Consider the following 22875-nt stretch of genomic DNA (forward strand, 5'->3'; position numbering starts at 1 on the left):
CACGAAGATAGCCCGTGCGACCGCCGTGACAGCCCCCGCGCCGAACCTTTCCCCACAGGCCGGCACCAGCCGGCCCGACGGGAAGGAGACCAGGGATGAACCACGACAAGGTGACGGCGTTCATGGGCCGGATCGTGTCCGACCTGGCGGCCACCGACGCCGCCGGCTCGGTCGTGATCGGCCAGCGGCTCGGCCTGTACCGCGCGCTGGCCGAGGGGCCCGCCACGCCCGAGCGGTTCGCCGAACGCACCGGCTGCCACCCGCGCTACCTCACCGAGTGGCTGCGCGGCCAGGCCGCCGGCGGATACGTCGACTACGAACCACGGACCGGACAGTTCCGCCTCAGCGAGGAGCAGGCCTACTGCCTGGCCGACCCGAACGGCCCGAACGCGCCGGCGGCCTTCCTGATCTCGCTGGGAATGCTGCGCGCCGAACCGCGCATCACCGAGGCGTTCCGCACCGGGGCGGGCCTCGGCTGGCACGAGCACGACCAGGACGTGTTCGTCGGATGTGACGCCTTCTTCCGGCCCGGCTACGTCGCCGAGCTCATCCCGAGCTGGATCCCCGCCCTGGAGGGAGTCGAGGCCAAGCTGGCCGCCGGCGCCCGGGTGGCCGACGTCGGCTGCGGGCTCGGCTCGTCGTCGATCCTGCTGGCCGAGGCCTACCCGCGCACCACCGTCACCGGCTCCGACTACCACACCGAGTCGATCACGCTGGCCCGCGAGCGGGCCGCCGAGGCCGGCCTGGCCGGCCGGGTGGAGTTCGAGGTGGCCACCGCGCAGACCTTCAGCGGCGCCGGCTACGACCTGGTGACGACGCTGGACTGCCTGCACGACATGGGCGACCCGCTCGGCGCCGCCCGGCAGGTACGGCAGGCGCTGGCCGCCGACGGCACGTGGCTGCTGGTCGAGCCGTACGCCTGCGACAAGCTCGAGGACAACTTCACCCCCGTGGGCCGGCTGTACTACAGCGCCTCCACCTTCCTGTGCGTGCCCAACGGCCTTTCCCAGCCGGGCGGCAACGCCCTGGGCGCCCAGGCGGGGGAGAGCGCCGTCCGCGAGCTGGCCGAACAGGCGGGCTTCACCCGCTTCCGCAGGGCCGCGCAGACCCCCTTCAACCTGGTGTACGAGATCAGACCGTAACGACGGCGGGGCGGCGGTCGCGCCCCCGGTACGGCCGCCGCCCTCTTGATCCGCGCCCCCGCCCGTCGCCAAGCTCGTCGGCATGACGATCACAGTCCGCGCGTTCGCCCCCGGAGACGAGCGCTCCCTGATCGAATCCTGGAACCACAGCCTCCCGGCCGACCCGACGACCGCGGCGTGGTTTCGCGACTGCGTGCTGCTCGACCCCAACTTCGACCCCGACGGCCTGCGTGTGGCCGTGTCCGGCGGGAACGTCGTGGGATGCGCCTACGCCGTACGCCGGCTCATCCCGCCGGCCCCCGGCACCGACCTGCAACCGCAGACCGGCTGGATCCCGTTCTTCTTCGTCGCCCCCGCACACCGCGGCCACGGGCTCGGCCGGCGGCTGCTCACCCAAGCACTGGACTTCCTGCGGGCCGCCGGGCGGACCCGGATCGACTTCGCCTCCTACACGCCCCACTACGTCCTGCCCGGCGCCGACCCCGACCTGTATCCCGCCGCGCTCGGCCTGCTGACCAGCCTGGGGTTCACCACCCGGTCCACCCCGGTCGCCATGGACCGCACCCTGGTCGGCTACCACACCCCGCCCGAGGTGCACCGGCTGCGCGCCGCCCGCCAGAGCCAGGGGTACCGCTTCGGCGACCCCACCGACGGCCTGCTGCCCCAGCTGATCAGGTTCGCGGCCGAGACGTTCAACCCCGACTGGGGCGAGGCGATCCGCCACCACAGGGACACCACCCGCATGGTCATCGCCACCCGGCGCGACCGGCTCGCCGGATTCGCCCTCTACGGCGCCTACCGCGGCATCCCCGAGCGGTTCGGGCCCTTCGGCGTGGACCCCGGCGAGCGCGGCACCGGCCTGGGCACGATCCTGCTCCACCTCGCCATGACCAGGATGCGCGCCGAAGGCCTGCACTCCTCCTGGTTCCTGTGGACCGGCGCCGACAGCCCGGCCGCCAACCTGTACGCCAAGGCCGGCTACCGGGTCACCCGCCGCTTCCACCTCATGAGCTGGACGGCATGAGCTGGACGGCATGAGCCACGGCCCGCCCCGGGCCCGGCACCAGCGGCCCCGGCCGTACCGGAGCGGGCCTGACCGGACCGGGGGAGGCCGGGCCCGGCGGGACCACGGGTCGCCGGTGGCTGCTCAGCCGGTGACGTCCTCGCGGGACAGCTCCGACAGCGTCCGCACGCAGCGCAGGAAGGCCTGACGGTCGGCGGCGGGCAGGCGGGCGAGCACGCGGTCCTCGTTGGCGTGAATGCCGGCCTGCACGGACCTGCGGACGCCGCGGCCGTCCTCGGTGATGGCCAGCACTCTCGCGCGGCGGTCGCGCGGGTCCGGGGTGCGGGAGATCAGCCCTGACTCCTGGAGTCTGTCGAGCGTACTGATGATGCGGGTCCTGTCGGCGCCGATCGAGTCGGCGAGGGCGGCCTGGGTGCGCACCGCGCTGTCGTCGAGCGCGCTCAGGACGGCGTAGCCCCACATGGAGATCCCGTGCGCCTTCAGCACCGGCAGTTCGGCGGCGATCAGCGACCGCACCAGAGGCTGCAGCATGGCGGCGAGGTCGCGGCGCTCTGTCATGCGGCCGGGAAAACTCGTTGACAGATAATAAGCACATGTAGATTATATGCGGACGTCTACGAATTCGCAGCCTCTTCGCGGGCCGCCGGCCAAGCCGCGGCCACCCACCGAACCGGCCGCACCGACTTTCACCTTGAGGAGCATGCCGTGACGACAGGCGTCCGATTGATTCGCAACGACCAGCTCGCCTCGACCGTGGAGTACGCCTACGCCGCGGTCGCCGACGCGCCCGTGCGGTCCATCTGGGTGGCCGGCGCCTGCCCCCTCGACCGCGACGGCCAGACCGTCGCGATCGGCGACTACGTGGGCCAGGCCCATCAGGTGATGCGCAATCTGGTGACCGCGCTGGAAGGGGCGGGCGCCTCGCTGACCGATGTGGTCAAGACGACGGTGTACGTGGCCTCGTCCCGGCAGGAGGACCTGGGGCGGGCCTGGCAGGTGTACCGGGAGTACATGGGCGACCACGACGTGCCCAGCACCCTGCTCGGGGTCACCGTGCTCGGCTACAACGACCAGCTCGTCGAGGTGGAGGCCGTCGCCGTTCTGGCCGGTGGACGCGACTGATGGCGGCCGCTCCCCGGAAGCGACCCGGGAGATATTTCGGACATGGCACAATCTCCGCCATGCCGCACCGCATCCTGGCCCTCGCCACCGCCCTCACCCTCACCGCCACCGGGTGCGGAGCCCTGCCGCCGCGCGAGGCCGCACCGCCACCACCAGACAGCGCCCCGCCCACCGCGGCCCCACCGGCGGCGACCCCGGCCACCAGCGCCCCGGCCGCCACGGCGACACCGTCAAGCCAGGACACCCGCCCGGCCCTGGCGGAGACCACCAGCACCGAGAACGCGGCCATGAAGGTCGAGGTGGTCGGGCTCAACCGCGTCAAGGGCAAACACCTGGTCGTACAGATCCGCCTGTCCAACACCGGCACCGAGAACCTGCCCTGGGCCGCCGACATGGGCGACCAGACCCGCCCGCTCGGCGAGATGAAATGGGCCTCGGGGATCGGCGTCCTCGACGCCCGATCCCGTACCTGGATCCTGCCGTACAAGCCCGCCGGCTCCCCGTGCCTGTGCAGCGACCAGGACCGCGACGACCTCGGCCATTTCATCGACCCCGGTCAATCGATCACCGTCTACGCGGTCACCCCCGCCCCGGCGGGTGATCCCGCCACGACCACCGTCGTCACCCCCGTGGGTGCGCCGATGCCGGACGTCCCCATCAGCGACGCCCCACCGGCAGGCGACTTCCCCGACCCCGAGGCCGAACCCGTCACCCCTGTCACACGCCGCGTCATCCTGCCGTCGGAGTCGCTGGACAAGTCGGAGGAGACCGCGGACGACGGCACCGACCTCCAGGTCAACCTCTCCTCCGACGTGCTGTTCGCGGTGGACAAAGCGATCTTGACCCCGCGGGCCAAGGCCGTCCTGGCCCGCACGGCCAAGCTGATCGACTCCTCACCCACCACAGTGGTGAAGGTGGAAGGCCACGCCGACTCCTCGGGCAACAACGCCATCAACGACCCCCTGTCACTGCGCCGCGCCCAGGCGGTGCAGCGCGCCCTGTCCGGCCGTCTCACCAGGAACGGCATCCGCTTCCAGGCCAAGGGATACGGCTCCCGCCGCCCGCTGTACGGCAACGACACCGACGAGGGCAAGCGCCGCAACCGCCGCGTGACGGTCACCTTCGCCAAGCCGCAGCCGAAACCCGCCGACCCCGCCGCCGAGGTCGTCTCCACCCTCGGCCCCGACGCGGACCTGACCGCCACGGGCAAGGCGGCAGGCCAGCCCATCGCCATGGAGATCACCGGCCTGCGCCGCCTGGACGGCGGCCTGGGCCTGCTGACCTACAAGGTCACCAACGAGGGCTCGGCCGAGGCGTGGTTCAACGAACTCCACCACGCCCAGGACTGGGAGTCCTACAAGTACCAGGCTGCCAGCAACGTCCGCCTGACCGACGCCACCGCCCGCCGCCAGTACCTGCCGGGCCGCCTCCAGGTCCCCACCGACAACGGCGTGGACTCCTACTGCGCCTGCACCGACGTCTCCGGCGTCCGCCTCGCCACCGAGAAGTTCGCTCCCGGCCAGACCCGCGAGTTCTGGAGCCTGTTCGCCCTCCCGGACACCAGGACCCTCAACGTCAAGATCGCTTCCTTCCGCGACCTCCAGGTCCCCGTCCGGTAGAGGCCCCACCCACGCGACCCGGCCCTCCGCTCCCGAAGGCGTCCCCAGCCCCAAAGTAGGGTCTTCGTGTCAGTGGCGCCCGTGGCCGCTGTCGCGTGGCCGGATCCAGGTTCGAATTGATGAAGCATCGAGCCCCGGTGTCCCGTTGATCGGGTTGCCGGAGCTCGTTCGTCCGGTCAGGGCGCGGACGGGCCGCACACGCAGCCGCCCTCGGCCGAGGTCCGCGCCGCGGCACCGACGGTGGCGTCGGCCGGAGCGGTGGTGCTGGTACAGCAGGCCTGCGGGGCGCCGCCGGCGCTCTTGCCGAGGTTGTCGGCGTCGGCCTTGACCGTGTAGACCTCCCACGGCTCGGCGCCGGGGCCGGTGACCCACACTTTGTCCTGGAGGGCGTAGCAGCAGGAGGTGTCGTTCTCCTCGAACGTCACCAGCCCGGCCTCGGCCAGGCGGGTGGCCGCGGCGGTGACCTCGGCGGTGGTGGCGACCTCGACCCCGAGGTGGTCCAGGCGGGTCGCCTCGCCGGCCTCGCCTTCGATGAGGACGAGCTTGAGCGGCGGCTCGGTGATCGCGAAGTTGGCGTACCCGTCGCGGATCTTGGCGGGTTCGGCGCTGAACAGCTTGGAGTAGAAGGCGATCGAGTCCTCCAGGTCGGCGACGCGTAGGGCGAGCTGGACACGGGACATGACGAGTCCCTCCTCACAATGAGACTGTTTCGACGTCTGTCGATACAGCGGAGATTGCCATCCTGATTAGACATCTGTCAACATAGAGACATGTCGAATCAGAGTCGTTTGCCGGTCATCGACCAGGACGACGCGGCGTGCTGCGCGCCGATGGCGCGTGAGCCTCTCGGGGAGACCGACGCCGTCGAGCTGGCCAAGATGTTCAAGGCCCTCGCCGACCCGATCCGGCTACGACTGCTGTCCCTGATCGCCTCGCACGCGGGAGGGGAGGCGTGCGTGTGCGATCTGACCGGCCCGTTCGAGGTGTCCCAGCCGACGATCTCCCACCACCTGAAGGTGCTACGTGAGGCCGGGCTCGTGGGGTCGGAACGGCGCGGCACCTGGGTGTACTACTGGGTGCTCCCGCATGCCCTGGAACGCCTGTCGGCGCTGCTCCAGACCCCCGAGGCCGTCGCGACGGTCTCGGCGTGAGCATCTCGCCGGCCCGCCGCACGGTCGCCGAGGCGCTCGGCACGGCCGTGCTGGTCGCGGTCGTCGTCGGCTCCGGCATCCAGGCCACCGCTCTGACGCACGACGTCGGCCTCCAACTCCTGGCCAACTCCCTGGCCACCATGTTCGGGCTCGGCGTCCTGATCGTGCTGCTCAGCCCGGTGTCGGGCGCGCATTTCAACCCCGCCGTCACCCTGGTCGCCTGGTGGTCCGGGCGCCGCACCGGCGACGGCCCGACCCTCCGCGAGGCCGCCGCCTACATCGCCGCGCAGACCGCCGGAGCGATCGGCGGCGCGATCCTGGCCGACGCGATGTTCGACCAGCCCCTCATCGCCTGGTCGACGCACGACCGCTCCGCCCCGCACCTGTGGCTGTCGGAGGTCGTGGCTACCGCCGGGCTGATCTGGCTGACCGGCGGCCTCGCCCGCACCCGCCGCGCCCACCTGGCGCCCGTCGCGGTCACCTCCTACATCGGCGCCGCCTACTGGTTCACTGCCTCCACCAGCTTCGCCAACCCCGCCGTCACCCTGGGGCGCGCGTTCACCGACACCTTCGCCGGAATCGCCCCCGCCGGCGTCCCGGCGTTCGTCGCCGCCCAGCTCGCCGGAGCCGTCCTCGGCGTCGGCCTCATGGTTCTCACCTTCGGACCGCTCACCCCCTCGGCACCCGCCGTGCCGCTGCCCGCCCCCGCCGAGCAAGGAAGCGTTCCCACCCCATGACCACCCCGCCGGCCGCAGCCCCTTCGGTACTGTTCGTGTGCGTCCACAACGCCGGCCGCTCCCAGATGGCCGCAGCGTTCCTCACCCACCTCGCCGGGAACGCCGTCCAGGTCCGGTCCGCCGGATCCGCCCCCGCCGACACCGTGAACCCCGCCGTCGTCCAGGCGATGCGCGAGGTGGGGATCGACATCTCCGCCGAGACTCCCAAGGTTCTGACCGCAGACGCCGTCGAGGCCTCCGACGTCGTCATCACCATGGGCTGCGGCGACGCCTGCCCGTTCTTCCCCGGCAAGCGCTACCTCGACTGGGTCCTCGACGACCCCGCCGGGCAGGGCGTCGACGCCGTCCGGCCCATCAGGGACGAGATTGAACGCCGGGTCCGCGGCCTGCTCGCCGAACTCGGCGTCCCCACGACCACATGACCAATCCCCACACGACGGCCGCCGGGGTTCGGATCGGGCCGACGCTTCCCGACTACGCCGACCAGGTGCCGGCCATCTACCAGGCCGGGATCGACACCGGTCACGCCACCTTCGAAACCCAAGCCCCTACCTGGACCGAGTTCGACGCCGCCAAGCTCCCCGCCCACCGCCTGCTCGCCCTCGACCCCGACAGCCGGGTACTCGGTCGGTAGGCTCGGCAACGTGCGGCGACCTCGTCCCACGACGGGCGCCCTGGCCCGGGCGCACGCTGAAGGTTCAGCGCGTGCGACGCCGAAGACGGGGCGGGGCGGGGCCGGTCGTCGTCAGGCGACGGGCTTTCGGGCGGCGAACCGCTCGATCATGCCGAGTTTGAAACGGTCGTGCCGTTCCACGGCCAGCCCCATGGCCTGGACCAGCGGCAGCGGCCGGCGGCGGAAGTGCTCACCCTGCAACGGAACGCTCACCAGGTCGGCCGCCGCCTGCAGCACCCGGATCGGCCACGACGAGGAGGCGACGTGGTCGGCCAGGAGCAGCAGGCCGCCCGGCCGCAGCACACGCTCCATCTCGGCGAGCGCCCGCGACTCGTCGGGGATCGCACACAGCGCGAACGTGCAGACCACCGTGTCGAAAAACGCGTCGGGGAAGGGCAGCGCCTGCGCGTCGGCCTGCCGCAGATCGGCCGGCACGCCTAGCACCCCGGCACGGCGTCTGGCCACCGCGAGCATCGCCTCGCTCCACTCCACACCGGTCAGCCGCACCCCGCCCGGATAGTGCCCGAGGTTCAGGCCGGTACCGATCGCGACCTCCAGCACCTCGCCGGACGCCTGCCGGCAGAGCCACGCGCGGGTGTCGCCGAAGAACCGGCGTTCAGCGAAGGCCATCTTCCGGTCGTAGGCCGGGGCCTGGCGGTCCCAGAACGTGCGTAGCCGCACGTTGCGCGTATCGGAGTCAGCCACCACGGCACCAGCCCTTCTCCCGGTTCCTCGACCCTACCCACCGCGATCACCAGGCGCGAGGACAACGCGAGGCTGCCCCTGGCGCCGTAGAGCAGGTCGATGGAGCCGAGCCCCGCGTCGACCACGTCTGCGCGGCATAGAGGTTCTGCGACTCCGGCTGCGTCGGTGAAGGTCTCCTTCTGCGCCGACTTCGCCGATGCGCGCCGCCGGCAGCCGACGCTCTACAACCCCGCCAGGAACCGATCCACCGTCCGCGGCGCCGCCCTCACGCGCCGGACGCCGGCGACTCGCCGAGCTGATGGCTGATCCCGCTCAGCACGCTTCCGGCGCACCCGCTGGACAAGAGCGCCAGAGTCGACGCCTTGCAGTTTGTCCAGGGGCCGATCCGCCCTCGCCGACCCCAGAACGCATCTCTTCCTAAGCCCGGCCACTTTCACGCCCGGCCACGCAGCCCGGCCACGCAGCCCGGCCACGCAGCCCGGCCGCCCAGCGCGGCGCTGCGCCCTGCCTGCGCTACAGCGACCCTGCGCCACGGCGCCACGGAATCCCTCGCCGGAGCCACGGCGCCACGCTGCATGCCGGAGCCACGGCGAAACGGAATCCCTCGCTGGATCGCCGGGGGAGTGCGGCACCTGCCTGCCCGCCCCGCGCGAACCCCCACACCTGACCGTCGCAGAAGGCGCCGCAGAGCGTTCAGACGGTCCTCACCCAGCACGGCCCGCATGCGTCCAGATCACACGCCGCCTCCACCAGCCCACACTCGACAGCAGCCCAGCGCGCCTCCGCGCCGCACAGCGCAGCGATCTCCGCATGCCGCACCCTGCACCCTGCACCCCTCCCGATCCGCAGTCGCAGTCGCAGTCGCAGTCGCAGTCGCAGTCGCAGTCGCAGTCGCAGTCGCAGTCGCAGTCGCAGTCGCAGTCGCAGTCGCACCGACGATGCTCGACGCGCTGCCGGTGGCGCACCACCAGCTGCTCGGTCACAGGCTGACCGTAGGGCCGCAGATCTCCCGAATCATCCGATGAAGAGGCGACCCGCTACGAACAGGCGGCCCCGCTACCGCGACCGGCCGGCCCACTCCGAGCCCAACATCGCGTACACGACCTCATCGGTCCACTCGCCCTTGACCAGCTCGTTCTCCACCAGGTGCGCCTCACGCCGCATCCCCAGCTTCTCCAGCACCCGCGCCGAAGCCGTATTGCGGCCATCCAGCCGCCCCACGATCCGATGCAGCCCCAGCTCCTCGAACCCCAGCCGCAGCATCTCCCTGCTCGCCTCCGGCGCATACCCCTTGCCGTGGTAGTCAGGGTGCAGCACGTACCCGATCTCACCCTGCTCGTGCTGCCGGCTGGTCCAGATCAGCAGCGCCTGCCCGATCACCTGCCCCGACTCCCGCAACGTCACGGCAAGGTCGAGCAGATCGCCCTCCTCCCGCAACGCCACCCGCCTCACCCGCTGGTCCAGCATCTCGCGCGAACCCTCAAGATCCCGCGCCTCCCAGTACAGAAACCGCGCCACCTCGGGCAACCGCTCCCATGCATGAACAGCCGCCAGATCATCACGGGTGAAAGGACGCAACGACAGCCGATCCGTCACGATCGGAAAAGAAGGCGTGAGCACGCCCGCAGTCTAGAAACCACACCCCCCGAAAGCGACACAATTTCCACCTGCGGCAGAACCGGCGACACCAGCTCCCGGGCCGACCCCCCACAGCCGCCCTCCCCACAGGCCCGCACACCCGCGCCACCTAAGCTGACCCGCATGCACCTCGACGCCGCCCGCAAACTCTGGCAACCCACCCCCGGCTGGCTCAACACCGCCAGCTACGGCCTGCCGCCCACCCCCGCCTACGACCAGCTCCAGACCGCACTCACCCAATGGCGCCACGGCAGCACCGACTGGCAACCCTGGGACGACCAGGTCACCCACTCCCGCGCCGCCTTCGCCACCCTCATCGGCGCCCCCACCGCCGACATCACCGTCAGCTCCACCGCCTCCCAGATCATCTCCCAACTCGCCACCGCCCTCCCACCAGGCGCCCGCGTCCTCATCCCCGACATCGAATTCACCAGCAACGTCTACCCGTGGGCCATCGCCGCCCACGTCGACACCGCACCACCCGACCGGCTGGCCGACGCCATCACCCCCGACACCACCGCCGTCGCCTTCAGCCTCGTCCAGTCGGCCACCGGCAAGCTCGCCCCCCTCGACGACATCATCCAGGCCGCCCGCGCCCACGACACCCTCGTCATCGCCGACGCCAGTCAAGCCTGCGGCTGGCTACCCCTCACCACCGACGGCCTCGACGCCCTCGTCTGCGCCGCCTACAAATGGCTCATGTGCCCCCGCGGCGCCGCCTTCGGCTACCTGTCACCCCGCCTGCGCGAACGCATGACACCCACCGCCGCCAACTGGTACTCCGGCACCAGCATGTACGGCATGCCGCTCACCCACCACCCGGACGCCCGCGCCTTCGACCTGTCACCGGCCTGGTTCTCCTACGTCGCCGCCGCCCCCACCCTCGACCTGCTCAACCAGCTCGACATCCACGACATCCACCGGCACAACCTCGCCATGGCCAACCGCTTCCGCACCGGCCTCGGCCAACCGCCCGGCGACAGCGCCATCGTCTCCCTCGACAGCCCCCACCCCGACACCCCCCAACGCCTCGAGCGCGCAGGCGTCCGCATGGCCGTACGCGCCGGAAAACTACGCGCCAGCTTCCACCTCTACACCACCGAACTCGACGTCGACCTCGCCCTGGAGGCCCTGGCATGACCGTGCTGCACATCGCCTACGCCACCGACTGGCACCACGCCCAGCAAAGCGGCGAATACCGCATCTCCACCCGCGGCCGCACCCTCGACCAGGAAGGCTTCATCCACCTCAGCGCCGACCGCCGCCAAGCCCGAACCGTCACCGACCGCTTCTACGCCGACGTCACCGAGCCGCTCCTCCTCCTGGAGATCGACCCCACCGGCCTCGACATCCGCTACGAAACCCCACCCGGAACCGACGAGACCTTCCCCCACCTGTACGGCCCCCTGCCCACCAGCTCAGTGACCGCCGTTCACGAACACAACACCCGCTGAATCCGCCGCGACGCCACCCACAACCCGACCCCCGCCAGCACCACCAGATACAGCGCGTGCCCCGCCAGCGCCCACTCCAGCTGCCCCAACGCCAGACCCCGCACCAACTCCACCGCGTGATACAGCGGCGTCACCTCCACCACCGCCGCCAGCACCGGCGGATAACCCCCCACCGGCGCGAACGTCCCCGAGAACAGGAACAACGAGAACTGCGCCGCCGTCATCAGATCGAAGTCCTGCCACCCCCGCAAGAACGTCGACACCGCCATCCCCGCAGCCCCGAACGCCACCCCCACCAGCATCGTCGCAGGAAAAGCCGCCAGCGCCCACCACGGCTCGGCCAACCCCATCACCGCCATCACCAGCAAGAACGCCGCCGTATAGAACGCACTGCGCATCATCGCCCACGTCAGCTCACCCAGCGCCACCTCGATCGGCCGCACCGGCGTCGCCAGGATCGCCTCGAACGTCTTGGCGTACTTCATCTTGAAGAAGAAGTTGAACGTCGTCTCGGCCAGCGCACCGTTCATCGCCGACGCCGCCAGCATCGCCGGAGCCACGAACACCGCATAGGACACCACCCGCCCATCACCCAGCGGAATCCGCCCCACCAGCGCACCCACACCGATCCCGATCGACAGCAGGTACAGCAACGGCTCGAAAAACCCCGACACCAGCACCAGCCAGTACGAGGCCCCGCTCCGCAACGCCCCCACATTGCGGCCCACCACCGCACCGACCCGCCCCGCCGACACCCGCCGGGCCACCACCAAGGTCACCATGATCAGTCCTGAAGTCGCTTACGGTAGGCGACGGCCGCCCAATACAACCCCGCCACACACAACACCAGCAGATAACCCACGTGCGCCCACACCGGCCACGGGGGAGCGGCACCCAGCGTCGCCGCCCGGCACAACTCCACCGCATGCCACAACGGCGACGCATACGCCACCAACCGCACCAGCGCCGGCAACTGCTCCACCGGAAAGAACACCCCCGCGAACAACGTCGAGGGAATCATGACGAACCGAAACAGCAACGCGAAGTAACTGTCATGATCGATCGACGCCGCGAACGCCGTCACCGGCGCCGCCACCGCGACCGCCAGCAAAGCCACCACCGGCACCGTCGCCACCGACCACACCGACGCCAACGCCCCGAACGCACCCACCACGACCAGAAACACCACGGCCGCGATCAGCACCCGGAACACGATGTAGAGCATCCACCCGCGCACCATGTCCCACGCCGACACCCGCGTGGCGAACATCGCGTGCGCACCCCGCGTCCACTTGAACTCACCCATCACGCTGTAGGTGCACTCACCGACCGCCATCTGGAACGCCGTCGAGGCCAACACCCCCGGCACGATCCACTCCACGTACGGCACGCCACCCACCGTGCCGACATAACCGCCGACACCCAGCCCGATGCTCGCCAGGAACAACAGCGGCAACAAGAACGACGAGAACAACGACGCCCGCCACAACCGCCTGTACAGCGTCAGATGCCGCTCCAGCACCGCCACCGTCGGATGCGCCATCAGTCCACCAACGTCCGGCCGGTCAGGTGCAGGAACACATCCTCCAGCGACGAACGCCGCACCAGCACGCTGGAGGGCGCCAACCCCCTGCGATGCACCTCCGCCACCGCCTCGTCCCCGTCCTTGGCATACAGCAGGATCCGATCAGGCAGCACATCCACCCGATCACCCACCCCCGACAACCGCTCCGTGAACCCCCGCAGCGGCGCACCCCCGAACCGCAACTCCACCACCTCGGGCGACGAATACGTCTCGATCAGCGACCGCGGCGACCCCTCGGCCACGATCCGCCCGCCGTCCATCACCACCAGCCGATCACACAACTGCTCGGCCTCGTCCATGTAGTGCGTCGTCAACACCAACGTCACCCCACGCTGCTTCAACCGGAACAACCGCTCCCACAGCAGATGCCGCGCCTGCGGATCCAGCCCCGTCGTCGGCTCGTCCAGCAACACCAGATCAGGCTCGTTCACCAACGCCCGCGCGATCGTCAACCGCCGCTTCATCCCACCCGACAGCGGCTCCACCTTGCTCGACGCCTTCTCCGTCAACTGCGCGAACTCCAGCATCTCCGCCGCCCGCTCCCGCGCCTGCGCCCGCGACAACCCGAAGTAACGCGCATACGTCGTCAGGTTCTCCCGCACCGTCAGATCGGGATCGAGATTGTCCAACTGCGGGCACACACCCAGCCGCGCCCTGATCGCCGGCCCCTCCCGCACCGGATCCATCCCCAGGATCCGCAACTCACCGGCCGACGGCATCGACACACACGAGATCATCCGCATCGTCGACGACTTGCCGGCCCCATTGGGCCCCAGGAACCCGAACGCCTCGCCGGGCGCCACCTCCAGATCGATGCCGTCCACCGCGGTGAAGTCACCGAACCGCTTGACCAGCCCGCGCGCGTAGATAAGAGGATGAAGAGCAGCCACGAGCCCGCACCCTAACCAACCCCACCGACAAAACCGCAACCGATTAAATCAACGCCATGGACACCCGCACCGCCGCCCAACACTTCGCCGACACCTGGCAGCAGGCCTGGACGCACCACGACATCGACGCCCTCGCCGGCCTCTACGCCGACCACGCCGTCCACACCAGCATGCCCTTCCGCCCACCCCACCACGGCAAAGCGGCCATCCTCGACTACATCCGCTGGTCCTTCGACGGCGAGACCCCCATCACCGTCACCTTCCACACCCCGCTCGTCGACGCTGACCGCGCCGCCATCGAGTTCCACGTCCACGCCCTCGACGGCGACCAGCCCACCGTCCTGGCCGGCTGCGTCTTCGCCCGCTTCGACCCCGACGGCCTCGCCGTCGAAACCCGCGACTACTGGCACACCCACCCGGAACCGTGCGATCACACACCGTGACGAACCCGTGGCCCCGTCGCCAACCCCACCGCCACCACCATCGGGGACAACCGATCGATGCACACGGTGACCAGCCCGCCCCGGCCGCGCAGCGCGGGCGGCAGGCGGCAGGCGGCAGGCGGCAGGCGGCAGGCGGCAGGCGGCACAGACTACAGGTGGGCGCGGACTGCGGATGGCGCGGACTACGGGTGGGCGCGGGCGCCTCCCGCGGACGGCCAGGAAAGCCGACAGCCCATCCGGCCGTGCGGCGGTCCGTGGGGGATTGCATCCCCGCCGCGCTTGCCAGAGGTCGCCGCCCGCGTCCGACGCCGGCCGATCCACCGGCTCGACGACACCCAGCGCGCCCCACACTCCGGGCCTCCCATACCTCCACCCCTCAGCACCGCCGGCCCCCGCACCGTCAGCGCAGAGCCATGACCGGCTCGCCAGCCCACCAACTCGCCGCCGTCGGACGCGTACCGCCCGGCGCCGCCCGCCAGCGGGGGAGAGGCACCTCCCACCCGGGCCGGCAACACCGGCGCAGACCGGGGGAGCCGGACGATCACCCCGCCTCACGCCTCACGCAACCGCATGACCCCCGCGACGCACGACCCCAGCACGACCCCACCATGACCCCGTGACTCAGGACGCAGGTGTCCCAGGGCCCCGTGTCCGGGCGACACCTAACCCGGTTCTCCGCTTGACCCCGATCTCCGACAACCGGTCTTCATGACTGTGGCAACTCGCATCGCCACGTGCTGAATCCGGCCACGGTACGGCCGACCGGTCTCACGCCCAGGCCATCACCAGCCGGGTGTGACGCTTGGCGAACACGCGGCCGACAGCCGGAACCGGCACCGCGACCTCAGCGGGATAGAGCGCGAAATCCGGACCGGGATGCCCCCTCCAGTCACGATCCCACGTCCGCACATGGCCATGAAGCCGCCGCATGAGCTCTGCGCCGCCGGGCCCGTGCCCGTGCACACCGAGCTCCCACCCGCGTTCCCCGGCCTCGCCGTCCACCGGAGCCTCGCGCAGGGTGAGATAGGCGAAACTGTCCGGCGTGATCAGGGCCGGGCAGTACCAGCGCGTGGCGGGCTCCACGACCCGGCCGCCGTCGCGCTCCCAGTCCCGCCAGATCATGCCGAAAGACTCATCCATGGTCACGATCCACAGGTTCAGCGAGTCGAACGACTCGCCGCGCCGCACGGTCACCCCAGTCCACGCCTCCACCCGGCTCGACGTCAGCGCCCGGTCGAGCGCGCCGACGTCGAGTTCAGGCCCGCCCTCGATCGTCAGCCGCACACCACCATCCGCGACAACCGCCTCCTGATGCGGATGCACCCCCGCGCCCTGCATCGCGACGAACCCGCACACGGTCGGATCCAGCCCGACGAACCCGTCGCCCTCACGCACGAACGTGATCGACCTGGTGATCGTCCCGAACACCAGCGGAACCACCATCCGGCCGCCCACGGCCAGCAGGCGCCCCCACGGGCAGTCCCACGCCCCGACCGTGACCAGGATGGCGTCGAAGCCCTCGACCGGCACGTACCCGTCGGCCGCGTCCTCGGCGTCCCCTAGGACCACCGTCACCTGCGGGTAGCCGGTCTCGGCCAGGAAACGGCCCGCCCGCTCGGTGACGAACGGGTCGATGTCCACGGTGACCACCAGACCCGCCGGGCCGACCACCTCGGCGATCAGCGCCGCGTTGTACCCGCCCGACCCGATCTCCAGCACCTTCGCGCCCGGAAAGAGCCGGGCGGCCTCCAGCATCTCCGCCTGCAGCCAGGGCGCGCTGATCGAGCTCGTCGCCCTGCCCGCGTCATCGCGCTTGGTGACGACCACGTCCTGCACGGAGTAGGCGGCCTCGAGCGGCGCCTCCGGCGCGAACCTCTCGCGCGGCACCCTCGCGAAGGCCGTCGCGATCTCGGGGGAGCGGATCGACCCCCGCTCGGTCAGCGCCGCGACCATGTCGGCGCGCAGGCGGTCGGGCGTCTCGGATGACGGGGCGTCTGCGGTCACCGGCCAACACTACGTTCGCCCGGCGACAGTCCCGGGCCTGCGGACGAGGTACGGACAGCCCCGGCCAATGCCACCCGCAAGCGGCGACCCGGACCTTCCCCAACCGCCACGAAAGATCAGCCCCCCGCACGCCAGGGGCCTGCTCCCGCCGAACGCCAGGAAGGCCGGCGCAGGACAGGGGAAGGCAGGTGGGCGGGGGCAGGCGGGTGTGCGGGCAGGGGCCGACCATGGGCGGCGTGACCATGGGCGGCGGCCGCCACGACGAGGACGACGGCGAGGGCGATGACGGCCAGGACGGCGACGAGAATGCCCATCTCGGCACGAGAGCTCATCCCCACGGGGGAGCGCGCCGAGACGATGGCGGAGAAGTGGAGCCCCCTCCGGCACCCCGCCACCGCCCACCAGGGCAGGATCGCGGCCACCACCGACACGCTCGGCACCCCGCTGAAGCCTTGAGATCAACCCGCCAAGACAGAAGCAACGCCTTGTCGGCCGACTCGGCCAGCCCGCCCGCCAGGTGCTCACCAGAAGACGCCTCGACGCCGTCGAGACGGCCGACGCCATCCTCACCGCCGCCACCGCGGAAGAGGCCGAAACCGAATTCATGAACGGCCTGCGCCTACCGAACCGCTCCTGACCATTACCGTGCGCGACCCAGGCGGACCGGCCGAAGCACCCCGAACCGGGCAGCGGGGGAGAGGAGCACGCCCGAACACCGAAAGGCCCGCAGGGCCGTACCCCGCAGGCCATCACGACCGGTTGAAGAACCTAGGACGTCAACACGCGTACACCAGGAGACTGCGGCACCGCCACGGGCGCCTGCCGTACGACCTCCACCGGCTGCTGGTGAAGCTGCGGCTGCTGCCGCGCGGCGATCCGCTCGGCACACCCGCCCTCGCAGTAACCGTTGGTGACGATCAGCCGAGCACGAGTCGCCGTGTACGACTCACGCCCCGAAGCGGGCAGAACCCCCTGGCACACCTGGCACAAGACCGCGTCGTTCCCCACGTGTGCTCCCTTATCCGACGTACGGACTACCCACACTATGCGACACCTCCATCCCGGGTCAGCCTTTCCCACGAACCGTCAAAGCCTCCGTCAGGAGAGCGCGGCGAATGCACTACTTGACATAATGTTCATTATCGAGCAAACGTTGATCGCGTACGATCACGCCATGCCCAACATCGGAGTGCCCGAGATAGGCATCCTCGTCGCCGTCCTGGCCGTCATCGCCATCGCCGTCGTCCTCGTCGTGACGGCCGCCGCGCGCGCAGGCCGCACCTCCGTCACCCACATGAGCACCGGCGGCCCGCTGCCGCCACACGACCTGGAAAGTGCCCTGCGCACACTGATCGCCGACGGCAAGCAGATCCACGCCATCAAGCTTTTGCGTCAGCACACCGGCCTCGGACTCAAATCCGCCAAGGACGCCGTCGAGGCCATGGCCGCGGGCCGCGACCACCCCGCGCTGGCCCGCCTGCGACCGCCCGCACCCGCTCTGGCCAGGCCCGACCTGGCCACCAGGGTCCGCGAGCTCAAGGCCGCCGGCCGTACCGAGCAGGCCGTGCACCTGGTGATCGGCGAGACGGGCATGAGCCTGGGCGACGCCGAGACCTTCGTCCGGACACTGTGATCCCTTACGATCGCATCATGACGAGCATGGGCTCCCTCGTCCTGCTGACCGTTCTCGTGACCGCCGTGATCATCTCGCTGATCGTCCTGGCCGTACGGCTGACGCGGCATCCGCGCAACCGGCTCCTGCCCAGCCTCGACATCACCGACCAGGCGCGCGAACTGAAGGCGACGGGCCAGTTCCAGGACGCGGTCTTCCTGGTGCGCGGCGAAACGGGCATGAGTCACCGCGCCGCCACCCGATTCGTACGGAAGCTATGAATCAACGCTAAACCGGACAGAAGGTGAATTCTGTTTGGTTTAGAAAACGGGGCGAACCGGACCTCCGGCCTGCCCTCGACGGCTCACGCGCGCAGCCGGCTCCCGCAACCGGCTCCACAAAGCGGGCGCGGCGCCGCTCCCCCCGCCGCCTCTCCTCTGGTCGCGGATCATGCGAGCACATCGGGTCGCGTGACACCCTCTCCCCCGGCGCGGCCGGCTTTCGCTCACGCCACAAACCCATGCGAAATGCCCGCTTTATCCCCTTTCGCCCAGATCTCGGCGCCGGAAAAATCGGGAATTTGCGCTGTTCTGTCACTCGGCTTTGCTTGGGCGTGTCAGCATCACTTGCCTAGTCGAAGGTTCAGCTCTGAAGGATGCTCCAAAGTGCGGATTCTGCTTCTTGTCTCGGCGTTCAACGGCCTGACCCAGCGCGCGTGGATCGAGTTGCGCGAAGCCGGTCACGAGGTGACCGTCGAACTCGCGATCTCCGAGGAGGTCATGCTCGAGGCGGTGTCCCTGGCCAAGCCGGACCTGATCATCTGCCCCTTCCTGAAGGACCGGGTGCCCGAGCGGCTCTGGCGCGAGCACCGGGTGATCATCATTCACCCCGGCCCGCGCGGCGACCGGGGACCGTCGTCGCTGGACTGGGCGATCCTGGACGGCGAGCGGCGCTGGGGCGTGACGGCCTTGCAGGCGGCCGAGGAGATGGACGCGGGGCCGATCTGGGGGTGGCGGGAGTTCGCGCTGCCGGAGGATCCGATGCGCAAGAGCAGCCTGTACAACGGCCTGGTGACCGATGCGGCCACGGAGCTGGTGCTGGAGGTGGCGCGCAAGGCGGAGGACCCGTCGTTCGTGCCGGCGCCGCTGGACTACGGGCGGCCCGAGGTGTGGGGCCGGTTGCGGCCGGCGATGCGGCGGGCGGATCGGGAGTTCTCGTGGGCGGAGTCGTCGGATCGGGTGGTGCGTCGGATCAGGGCCGCTGACGGGGCGCCGGGGGCGGCGGCGGTGTTGTGCGGGATGGACGTGCGGGTGTTCGACGCGCGGCTGGGGCCGCAGCTTCTGGGTCAGCCGGGTTCGGTGGCGGCGCGCCGGGGTGGCGCGGTGCTGGTGCACACCGGGGACGGGACGGTGTGGGTGGGCCAGTTGCGGCGTGAGGACCGTGGTGGGGTGAAGCTGCCGGCGGTGTCGGTGCTGCGGCGGCGGCTGGGGCGGGCTCCGGCTTCTCAGCCGGGGTTCTCGGAGATCACGTATCAGCGGGCCGGCCGGGTGGGGGTGGTGAGTTTCGACTTCTACAACGGGGCGATGGCCACCAACCAGTGCCGGCGGTTGGTGGAGGCGCTGCAGTACGCGGTGGCGCAGGACACGCGGGTGCTGGTGGTGCGGGGTGGTGAGGTGTTCTCCAACGGGATCCATCTCAATGTGATCGAGTCGGCGCGTCATCCGGAGATGGAGGCGTGGATGAACATCAATGCGATCAACGGGGTGTGCCGGGAGATCATCGGGTGTACGGGGCAGTTGGTGGTGGCGTCGGTGGGTGGTAATGCGGGTGCCGGTGGGGTGATGATGGCGCTGGGGGCCGATCGGGTGTTGGTGCGGGAGGGTCGGGTGTTGAACCCGCACTATCGGACGATGGGGTTGTTCGGTTCGGAGTATTGGACGTATGTGTTGCCGGCGCGGGTGGGTGCTGAGCGGGCGCAGGAGTTGACGGGTGCGGCGTTGCCGGTGGGGGCGCAGCAGGCGGTGTCGATGGGCTTGGCCGATCGGGTGGTGAAGGGGTCGCGGGAGGAGTTCGAGCAGGAGGTTCTGGAGTACGCCGAGCGGTTGGCGGGGCGTGATGACCATGGGGATCTGGTGCGGAGGAAGCTGGCGCGGCGGGAGGAGGATGAGCGGCGCAAGCCGTTGGACGCGTATCGGATCGAGGAGTTGGCGGAGATGAGCCGGGACATGTTCGATGATCGGCGGGGGTTCGCTGCGGCGCGGCGGGATTTTGTGGGGAAGGTTAAGGCGGTGGTGACGCCTGAGCATCTTGCGTCTCATCGTGGTGTGTCTGGTCTCTGAGGTCACGCCTGTCGCTGCAAGATCTCATATGTGAGATATGTTGCCTCTTGTGGCAGATGACTATCTTGTACGGATCGGTAAGCTGATCAGGGACGCGCGCCAGCACCGCGGGTGGACGCAGCAGCAGCTCGCGGAGGCGCTGGGCACCAGCCAGAGCGCGGTCAACCGCATCGAAAAGGGCAACCAGAACATCAGTCTTGAGATGATCGCCCGTATCGGTGAGGCGCTCGACAGCGAGATCGTGTCCCTGGGCTACGCCGGTCCGATGCACCTGCGGGTGGTGGGCGGCCGGCGGCTGTCGGGCAGCATCGAGGTGAAGACCAGCAAGAACGCCTGCGTGGCGTTGCTGTGCGCGTCGCTGCTGAACTCCGGCCGGACGATCCTGCGCAAGGTGGCGCGGATCGAGGAGGTCTACCGGATCCTGGAGGTGCTTGCCTCCATCGGGGTGCGGGCGCGGTGGATCAACGGCGGCGGCGATCTGGAGATCGTGCCGCCGGCCCGGCTGGACCTGGCCTCGATGGACACCGAGGCGGCCCGCCGTACCAGGAGTGTGATCATGTTCCTGGGGCCGTTGATGCACCGCACCGACCAGTTCGAGATCCCGTACGCCGGCGGGTGCGACCTGGGGACGCGGACGGTGCAGCCGCACATGAGCGCGCTGCGGCACTTCGGGCTCGAGGTGACGGCCACGGGCGGGATGTACCACGCCAAGGTGGACGCCTCGGTCTCCCCCAGCCGGCCGATCGTGCTGACCGAGCGGGGCGACACGGTGACGGAGAACGCGCTTCTGGCCGCGGCGCGTCACGACGGGGTGTCGGTGATCCGCAACGCCTCCTCCAACTACATGGTGCAGGACCTGTGCTTCTTCCTGGAGGAGCTGGGTGTGAAGGTGGAGGGGGTCGGCACCACGACGCTGACGGTGCACGGGGTGCCGCACATCGAGGTGGATGTGGACTACTCCCCCTCCGAGGATCCGGTGGAGGCGATGAGCCTGCTGGCGGCCGCCGTGGTGACCTCCTCGGAGCTGACGATCTGCCGGGTGCCGATCGAGTTCCTGGAGATCGAGCTGGCGGTGCTGGAGGAGATGGGCCTCGACCATGACCGGGGGGCGGAGTACCGGGCGGCCAACGGCCGTACGCGGCTGGTGGATCTGACGGTGCGGCCCTCGCGGCTGGTCTCCCCCACCGACAAGATCCATCCGATGCCGTTTCCCGGGCTCAACATCGACAACGTGCCGTTCTTCGCGGCGATCGCGGCCACGGCGCAGGGCTCGACGCTCATCCACGACTGGGTCTACGACAACCGGGCGATCTACCTGACGGAGCTGACGCGGCTGGGGGCGTCGGTGAAGCTGCTGGATCCGCACCGGGTGCTGGTGGAGGGGCCGACGCGGTGGCGTTCGGCGGAGATGATGTGCCCTCCGGCGCTGCGTCCGGCGGTGGTGGTGCTGCTGGCGATGATGGCGGCCGAGGGCACCTCGGTGCTGCGCAACGTCTACGTCATCAACCGGGGGTATGAGGATCTGGCCGAGCGGTTGACGGCGCTGGGCGCGCGGATCGAGATCTTCCGCGACATCTAGGGTGCGGGTCCGGGGCCGGCGGACGAGCCGGCCGGCCCCGGACCGGCTGTGCTTTTGTCGGTGCCGCTCGATACGGTCGTGCCGCGGATCTTCTAGGCGAGGAGGGGCATGCGGCCGGCGGAGCTCAACAGGCTGACGGTGGCGCAGGCGGTCGACCGCTATGTGGAGCTGGTGCGCGCCAGGACGGTGACGGGGGCGCTGTCGGCCTCGACGGCCGAGGTGTACGCGCGTGACGCGGCGACGCTGGTGGCGCTGGCCGGTGAGGAGACCGTGCTCGACGATCTGACCGGCGAGGACGTGGATGCGATCTTGCTGGCGTTCGCGCGCAAGCCGGACGGGCGGCGCTCCGGGGCGGGCGGGGGGTTGCAGAGCGCTTCGTCGCAGGCGCGTTTCCGGCGGTCGATCTCGGCGTTGTTCAAGCACGCGACGCTGGCCGGCTGGGTGCAGATCAATCCGATGGCGGCGGCGACGGTGACGGCCAGGGAGCGCGGCGGGTTGCGGCCCGAACGGCGGGCGTTGACGCGTGAGCAGGCGCAGGGCTTGATCGGGGCGGCGCGGGAGCTGCGGCCGGCCGAGCCGGCGGCCGGGGGGCGGCGCAGGCGCGGCGACCAGCGGATGGAGCTGCGTGACGGGTTGATCGTGCTGCTGCTGTCGACGCTGGGGCCGCGGGTGTCGGAGCTGGTGCGGGCCAATGTGGAGGATTTCTACACCAACGACGGGGTGCGCTACTGGCGGATCTTCGGTAAGGGCGGCAGGACGCGGGACGTGCCGTTGCCCGCGGTGGTGGCCGAGGCGCTGGAGGCGTACCTGGCGGGCGGGCGGGCCGAGTCGGCCGACAAGGCGTTGCTGCTGTCGTGGCGGGGGCGGCGGCTGGCGCGTGGTGACGTGCAGGCGGTGATCGACAGGGTGCAGCAGAGGGTGGATCCGGCGCAGCGGCGTTCGGTGACGCCGCACGGGCTGCGGCACACGACGGCGACGCATCTGCTGGCTGACGCGGTCGACATGGACGCGGTGCGCAGGGTGCTGGGTCACAGTGACCTGTCGACGCTGGGCCGCTACCGTGACGAGCTGCCGGGTGAGCTGGAGGTGGCGATGCGCGTCCATCCGCTGCTGAAGCCGCCGCCCGACGGGCGTGGGTGATCGTCGGGTACGGCAGGC

25 protein-coding genes are annotated in these 22875 nt (G+C 70.4%); 17 read left to right on the forward strand and 8 right to left on the reverse strand.

What is annotated here, in order from left to right; all coding sequences use genetic code 11:
* Nucleotides 1-95 precede the first annotated feature (95 nt).
* A complete protein-coding gene (locus tag ACWDLG_RS21240; RefSeq protein ID WP_449922284.1) occupies nt 96-1142 on the forward strand; it encodes a methyltransferase domain-containing protein in 1047 nt (348 codons plus the stop codon).
* An 82-nt stretch (nt 1143-1224) separates the two neighbouring features.
* The gene (locus tag ACWDLG_RS21245) at nt 1225-2166 is read left to right on the forward strand and encodes a GNAT family N-acetyltransferase (RefSeq protein WP_449922286.1); all 942 of its coding nucleotides are present in this window, start codon (nt 1225-1227) and stop codon (nt 2164-2166) included.
* 123 nt (nt 2167-2289) lie between these two features.
* Here the strand turns inward: ACWDLG_RS21245 and ACWDLG_RS21250 are convergent, their stop codons facing one another.
* Complete coding sequence (locus ACWDLG_RS21250; protein WP_354918524.1) at nt 2290-2724, reverse strand: MarR family winged helix-turn-helix transcriptional regulator; 435 nt, start codon at nt 2722-2724, stop codon at nt 2290-2292.
* Nucleotides 2725-2871: 147 nt separating this feature from the next.
* Between ACWDLG_RS21250 and ACWDLG_RS21255 the strand changes: the two genes are divergently transcribed.
* Nucleotides 2872-3288, forward strand: coding sequence for a RidA family protein (locus tag ACWDLG_RS21255; RefSeq protein WP_449922288.1), 417 nt, complete (start codon nt 2872-2874; stop codon nt 3286-3288).
* 59 nt (nt 3289-3347) lie between these two features.
* Entirely contained in the window at nt 3348-4907 is a 1560-nt protein-coding gene (locus ACWDLG_RS21260) for an OmpA family protein (RefSeq protein ID WP_449922289.1), read from the forward strand.
* A gap of 176 nt (nt 4908-5083) precedes the next feature.
* Here the strand turns inward: ACWDLG_RS21260 and ACWDLG_RS21265 are convergent, their stop codons facing one another.
* Nucleotides 5084-5587 carry an ArsI/CadI family heavy metal resistance metalloenzyme gene (locus ACWDLG_RS21265; RefSeq protein WP_449922291.1) on the reverse strand — a complete coding sequence of 168 codons (504 nt, stop codon included), beginning with the start codon at nt 5585-5587 and terminating at the stop codon, nt 5084-5086.
* A gap of 90 nt (nt 5588-5677) precedes the next feature.
* Here ACWDLG_RS21265 and ACWDLG_RS21270 point away from each other — a divergent pair, with 90 nt between their 5' ends.
* Genes ACWDLG_RS21270 through ACWDLG_RS21285 form a run of 4 tightly spaced genes read left to right on the forward strand, consistent with a single transcriptional unit; the run spans nt 5678 to nt 7429 of the window.
* Entirely contained in the window at nt 5678-6058 is a 381-nt protein-coding gene (locus ACWDLG_RS21270) for a metalloregulator ArsR/SmtB family transcription factor (protein WP_449922293.1), read from the forward strand.
* A complete protein-coding gene (locus ACWDLG_RS21275; RefSeq protein WP_449922295.1) occupies nt 6055-6795 on the forward strand; it encodes an aquaporin in 741 nt (246 codons plus the stop codon). The genes ACWDLG_RS21270 and ACWDLG_RS21275 overlap by 4 nt, the downstream gene beginning before the upstream one ends.
* Nucleotides 6792-7217 (forward strand): arsenate reductase ArsC, encoded by a 426-nt coding sequence (locus ACWDLG_RS21280; RefSeq protein ID WP_449922297.1) that lies wholly within the window; start codon nt 6792-6794, stop codon nt 7215-7217. Before ACWDLG_RS21275 ends, ACWDLG_RS21280 begins: the two co-directional genes overlap by 4 nt.
* Complete coding sequence (locus tag ACWDLG_RS21285; protein WP_449922299.1) at nt 7214-7429, forward strand: hypothetical protein; 216 nt, start codon at nt 7214-7216, stop codon at nt 7427-7429. Before ACWDLG_RS21280 ends, ACWDLG_RS21285 begins: the two co-directional genes overlap by 4 nt.
* Before the next feature lie 111 nt (nt 7430-7540).
* Here ACWDLG_RS21285 and ACWDLG_RS21290 read toward each other — a convergent pair whose 3' ends face one another.
* Nucleotides 7541-8173, reverse strand: coding sequence for a class I SAM-dependent methyltransferase (locus ACWDLG_RS21290; protein WP_449922301.1), 633 nt, complete (start codon nt 8171-8173; stop codon nt 7541-7543).
* Between the two features lie 1056 nt (nt 8174-9229).
* Nucleotides 9230-9793, reverse strand: a complete 564-nt coding sequence (locus tag ACWDLG_RS21295; RefSeq protein WP_354918513.1) for a GNAT family N-acetyltransferase — start codon at nt 9791-9793, stop codon at nt 9230-9232.
* 141 nt (nt 9794-9934) lie between these two features.
* On the opposite strand from ACWDLG_RS21295, the gene ACWDLG_RS21300 reads away from it, so the two are divergent.
* Both ACWDLG_RS21300 and ACWDLG_RS21305 read left to right on the forward strand, forming a co-directional pair.
* Nucleotides 9935-10951: an aminotransferase class V-fold PLP-dependent enzyme gene (locus ACWDLG_RS21300; RefSeq protein ID WP_449922303.1), complete on the forward strand. Its 1017-nt coding sequence runs from the start codon at nt 9935-9937 to the stop codon at nt 10949-10951.
* The gene (locus ACWDLG_RS21305) at nt 10948-11265 is read left to right on the forward strand and encodes a DUF952 domain-containing protein (protein ID WP_354918507.1); all 318 of its coding nucleotides are present in this window, start codon (nt 10948-10950) and stop codon (nt 11263-11265) included. The genes ACWDLG_RS21300 and ACWDLG_RS21305 overlap by 4 nt, the downstream gene beginning before the upstream one ends.
* Here the strand turns inward: ACWDLG_RS21305 and ACWDLG_RS21310 are convergent.
* From ACWDLG_RS21310 to ACWDLG_RS21320, 3 genes are read right to left on the reverse strand one after another with little or no spacing between them, the layout of a single operon-like run.
* Entirely contained in the window at nt 11244-12047 is an 804-nt protein-coding gene (locus tag ACWDLG_RS21310) for an ABC transporter permease (RefSeq protein WP_449922305.1), read from the reverse strand. The genes ACWDLG_RS21305 and ACWDLG_RS21310 overlap by 22 nt on opposite strands.
* Before the next feature lie 2 nt (nt 12048-12049).
* Complete coding sequence (locus tag ACWDLG_RS21315) at nt 12050-12808, reverse strand: ABC transporter permease (RefSeq protein WP_449922307.1); 759 nt, start codon at nt 12806-12808, stop codon at nt 12050-12052.
* The gene (locus ACWDLG_RS21320; RefSeq protein ID WP_449922309.1) at nt 12808-13740 is read right to left on the reverse strand and encodes an ABC transporter ATP-binding protein; all 933 of its coding nucleotides are present in this window, start codon (nt 13738-13740) and stop codon (nt 12808-12810) included. The genes ACWDLG_RS21315 and ACWDLG_RS21320 overlap by 1 nt, the downstream gene beginning before the upstream one ends.
* Nucleotides 13741-13796: 56 nt before the next feature.
* Here ACWDLG_RS21320 and ACWDLG_RS21325 point away from each other — a divergent pair, with 56 nt between their 5' ends.
* The gene (locus ACWDLG_RS21325) at nt 13797-14183 is read left to right on the forward strand and encodes a nuclear transport factor 2 family protein (protein ID WP_449922311.1); all 387 of its coding nucleotides are present in this window, start codon (nt 13797-13799) and stop codon (nt 14181-14183) included.
* A 768-nt stretch (nt 14184-14951) separates the two neighbouring features.
* Here ACWDLG_RS21325 and fxlM read toward each other — a convergent pair.
* The gene (fxlM, locus tag ACWDLG_RS21330; RefSeq protein ID WP_449922313.1) at nt 14952-16187 is read right to left on the reverse strand and encodes a methyltransferase, FxLD system; all 1236 of its coding nucleotides are present in this window, start codon (nt 16185-16187) and stop codon (nt 14952-14954) included.
* 306 nt (nt 16188-16493) lie between these two features.
* Between fxlM and ACWDLG_RS21335 the strand changes: the two genes are divergently transcribed.
* The 6 genes from ACWDLG_RS21335 (at nt 16494) to ACWDLG_RS21360 (ending at nt 22857) form a co-directional block, all read left to right on the forward strand.
* A complete protein-coding gene (locus ACWDLG_RS21335; RefSeq protein ID WP_449922315.1) occupies nt 16494-16643 on the forward strand; it encodes a hypothetical protein in 150 nt (49 codons plus the stop codon).
* Nucleotides 16644-17361: 718 nt separating this feature from the next.
* The gene (locus tag ACWDLG_RS21340) at nt 17362-17820 is read left to right on the forward strand and encodes a ribosomal protein L7/L12 (RefSeq protein ID WP_449922317.1); all 459 of its coding nucleotides are present in this window, start codon (nt 17362-17364) and stop codon (nt 17818-17820) included.
* Between the two features lie 17 nt (nt 17821-17837).
* On the forward strand, nt 17838-18080 hold the full coding sequence (locus ACWDLG_RS21345) for a hypothetical protein (RefSeq protein WP_354922778.1): 243 nt from the start codon (nt 17838-17840) through the stop codon (nt 18078-18080).
* Nucleotides 18081-18464: 384 nt separating this feature from the next.
* Nucleotides 18465-20138, forward strand: coding sequence for an enoyl-CoA hydratase-related protein (locus tag ACWDLG_RS21350; RefSeq protein WP_449922318.1), 1674 nt, complete (start codon nt 18465-18467; stop codon nt 20136-20138).
* 49 nt (nt 20139-20187) lie between these two features.
* Nucleotides 20188-21717: a helix-turn-helix domain-containing protein gene (locus tag ACWDLG_RS21355; protein ID WP_449922319.1), complete on the forward strand. Its 1530-nt coding sequence runs from the start codon at nt 20188-20190 to the stop codon at nt 21715-21717.
* Between the two features lie 108 nt (nt 21718-21825).
* Nucleotides 21826-22857: a tyrosine-type recombinase/integrase gene (locus tag ACWDLG_RS21360; protein ID WP_449922321.1), complete on the forward strand. Its 1032-nt coding sequence runs from the start codon at nt 21826-21828 to the stop codon at nt 22855-22857.
* Nucleotides 22858-22875: the final 18 nt, after the last annotated feature.

This window comes from Nonomuraea sp. NPDC003727 (genome assembly GCF_053586935.1).

What these genes read in the sequence shown, in the direction of transcription:
- ACWDLG_RS21240 (WP_449922284.1), top strand. Translation starts at nt 96, where the DNA reads ATGAACCACGACAAGGTGACGGCGTTCATGGGCCGGATCGTGTCCGAC.
- ACWDLG_RS21245 (WP_449922286.1), top strand. Translation starts at nt 1,225, where the DNA reads ATGACGATCACAGTCCGCGCGTTCGCCCCCGGAGACGAGCGCTCCCTG.
- ACWDLG_RS21250 (WP_354918524.1), bottom strand. Translation starts at nt 2,724, where the DNA reads ATGACAGAGCGCCGCGACCTCGCCGCCATGCTGCAGCCTCTGGTGCGG.
- ACWDLG_RS21260 (WP_449922289.1), top strand. Translation starts at nt 3,348, where the DNA reads ATGCCGCACCGCATCCTGGCCCTCGCCACCGCCCTCACCCTCACCGCC.
- ACWDLG_RS21265 (WP_449922291.1), bottom strand. Translation starts at nt 5,587, where the DNA reads ATGTCCCGTGTCCAGCTCGCCCTACGCGTCGCCGACCTGGAGGACTCG.
- ACWDLG_RS21270 (WP_449922293.1), top strand. Translation starts at nt 5,678, where the DNA reads ATGTCGAATCAGAGTCGTTTGCCGGTCATCGACCAGGACGACGCGGCG.
- ACWDLG_RS21280 (WP_449922297.1), top strand. Translation starts at nt 6,792, where the DNA reads ATGACCACCCCGCCGGCCGCAGCCCCTTCGGTACTGTTCGTGTGCGTC.
- ACWDLG_RS21285 (WP_449922299.1), top strand. Translation starts at nt 7,214, where the DNA reads ATGACCAATCCCCACACGACGGCCGCCGGGGTTCGGATCGGGCCGACG.
- ACWDLG_RS21300 (WP_449922303.1), top strand. Translation starts at nt 9,935, where the DNA reads ATGCACCTCGACGCCGCCCGCAAACTCTGGCAACCCACCCCCGGCTGG.
- ACWDLG_RS21305 (WP_354918507.1), top strand. Translation starts at nt 10,948, where the DNA reads ATGACCGTGCTGCACATCGCCTACGCCACCGACTGGCACCACGCCCAG.
- ACWDLG_RS21310 (WP_449922305.1), bottom strand. Translation starts at nt 12,047, where the DNA reads ATGGTGACCTTGGTGGTGGCCCGGCGGGTGTCGGCGGGGCGGGTCGGT.
- ACWDLG_RS21315 (WP_449922307.1), bottom strand. Translation starts at nt 12,808, where the DNA reads ATGGCGCATCCGACGGTGGCGGTGCTGGAGCGGCATCTGACGCTGTAC.
- ACWDLG_RS21325 (WP_449922311.1), top strand. Translation starts at nt 13,797, where the DNA reads ATGGACACCCGCACCGCCGCCCAACACTTCGCCGACACCTGGCAGCAG.
- ACWDLG_RS21335 (WP_449922315.1), top strand. Translation starts at nt 16,494, where the DNA reads ATGCCCATCTCGGCACGAGAGCTCATCCCCACGGGGGAGCGCGCCGAG.
- ACWDLG_RS21340 (WP_449922317.1), top strand. Translation starts at nt 17,362, where the DNA reads ATGCCCAACATCGGAGTGCCCGAGATAGGCATCCTCGTCGCCGTCCTG.
- ACWDLG_RS21345 (WP_354922778.1), top strand. Translation starts at nt 17,838, where the DNA reads ATGACGAGCATGGGCTCCCTCGTCCTGCTGACCGTTCTCGTGACCGCC.
- ACWDLG_RS21360 (WP_449922321.1), top strand. Translation starts at nt 21,826, where the DNA reads ATGCGGCCGGCGGAGCTCAACAGGCTGACGGTGGCGCAGGCGGTCGAC.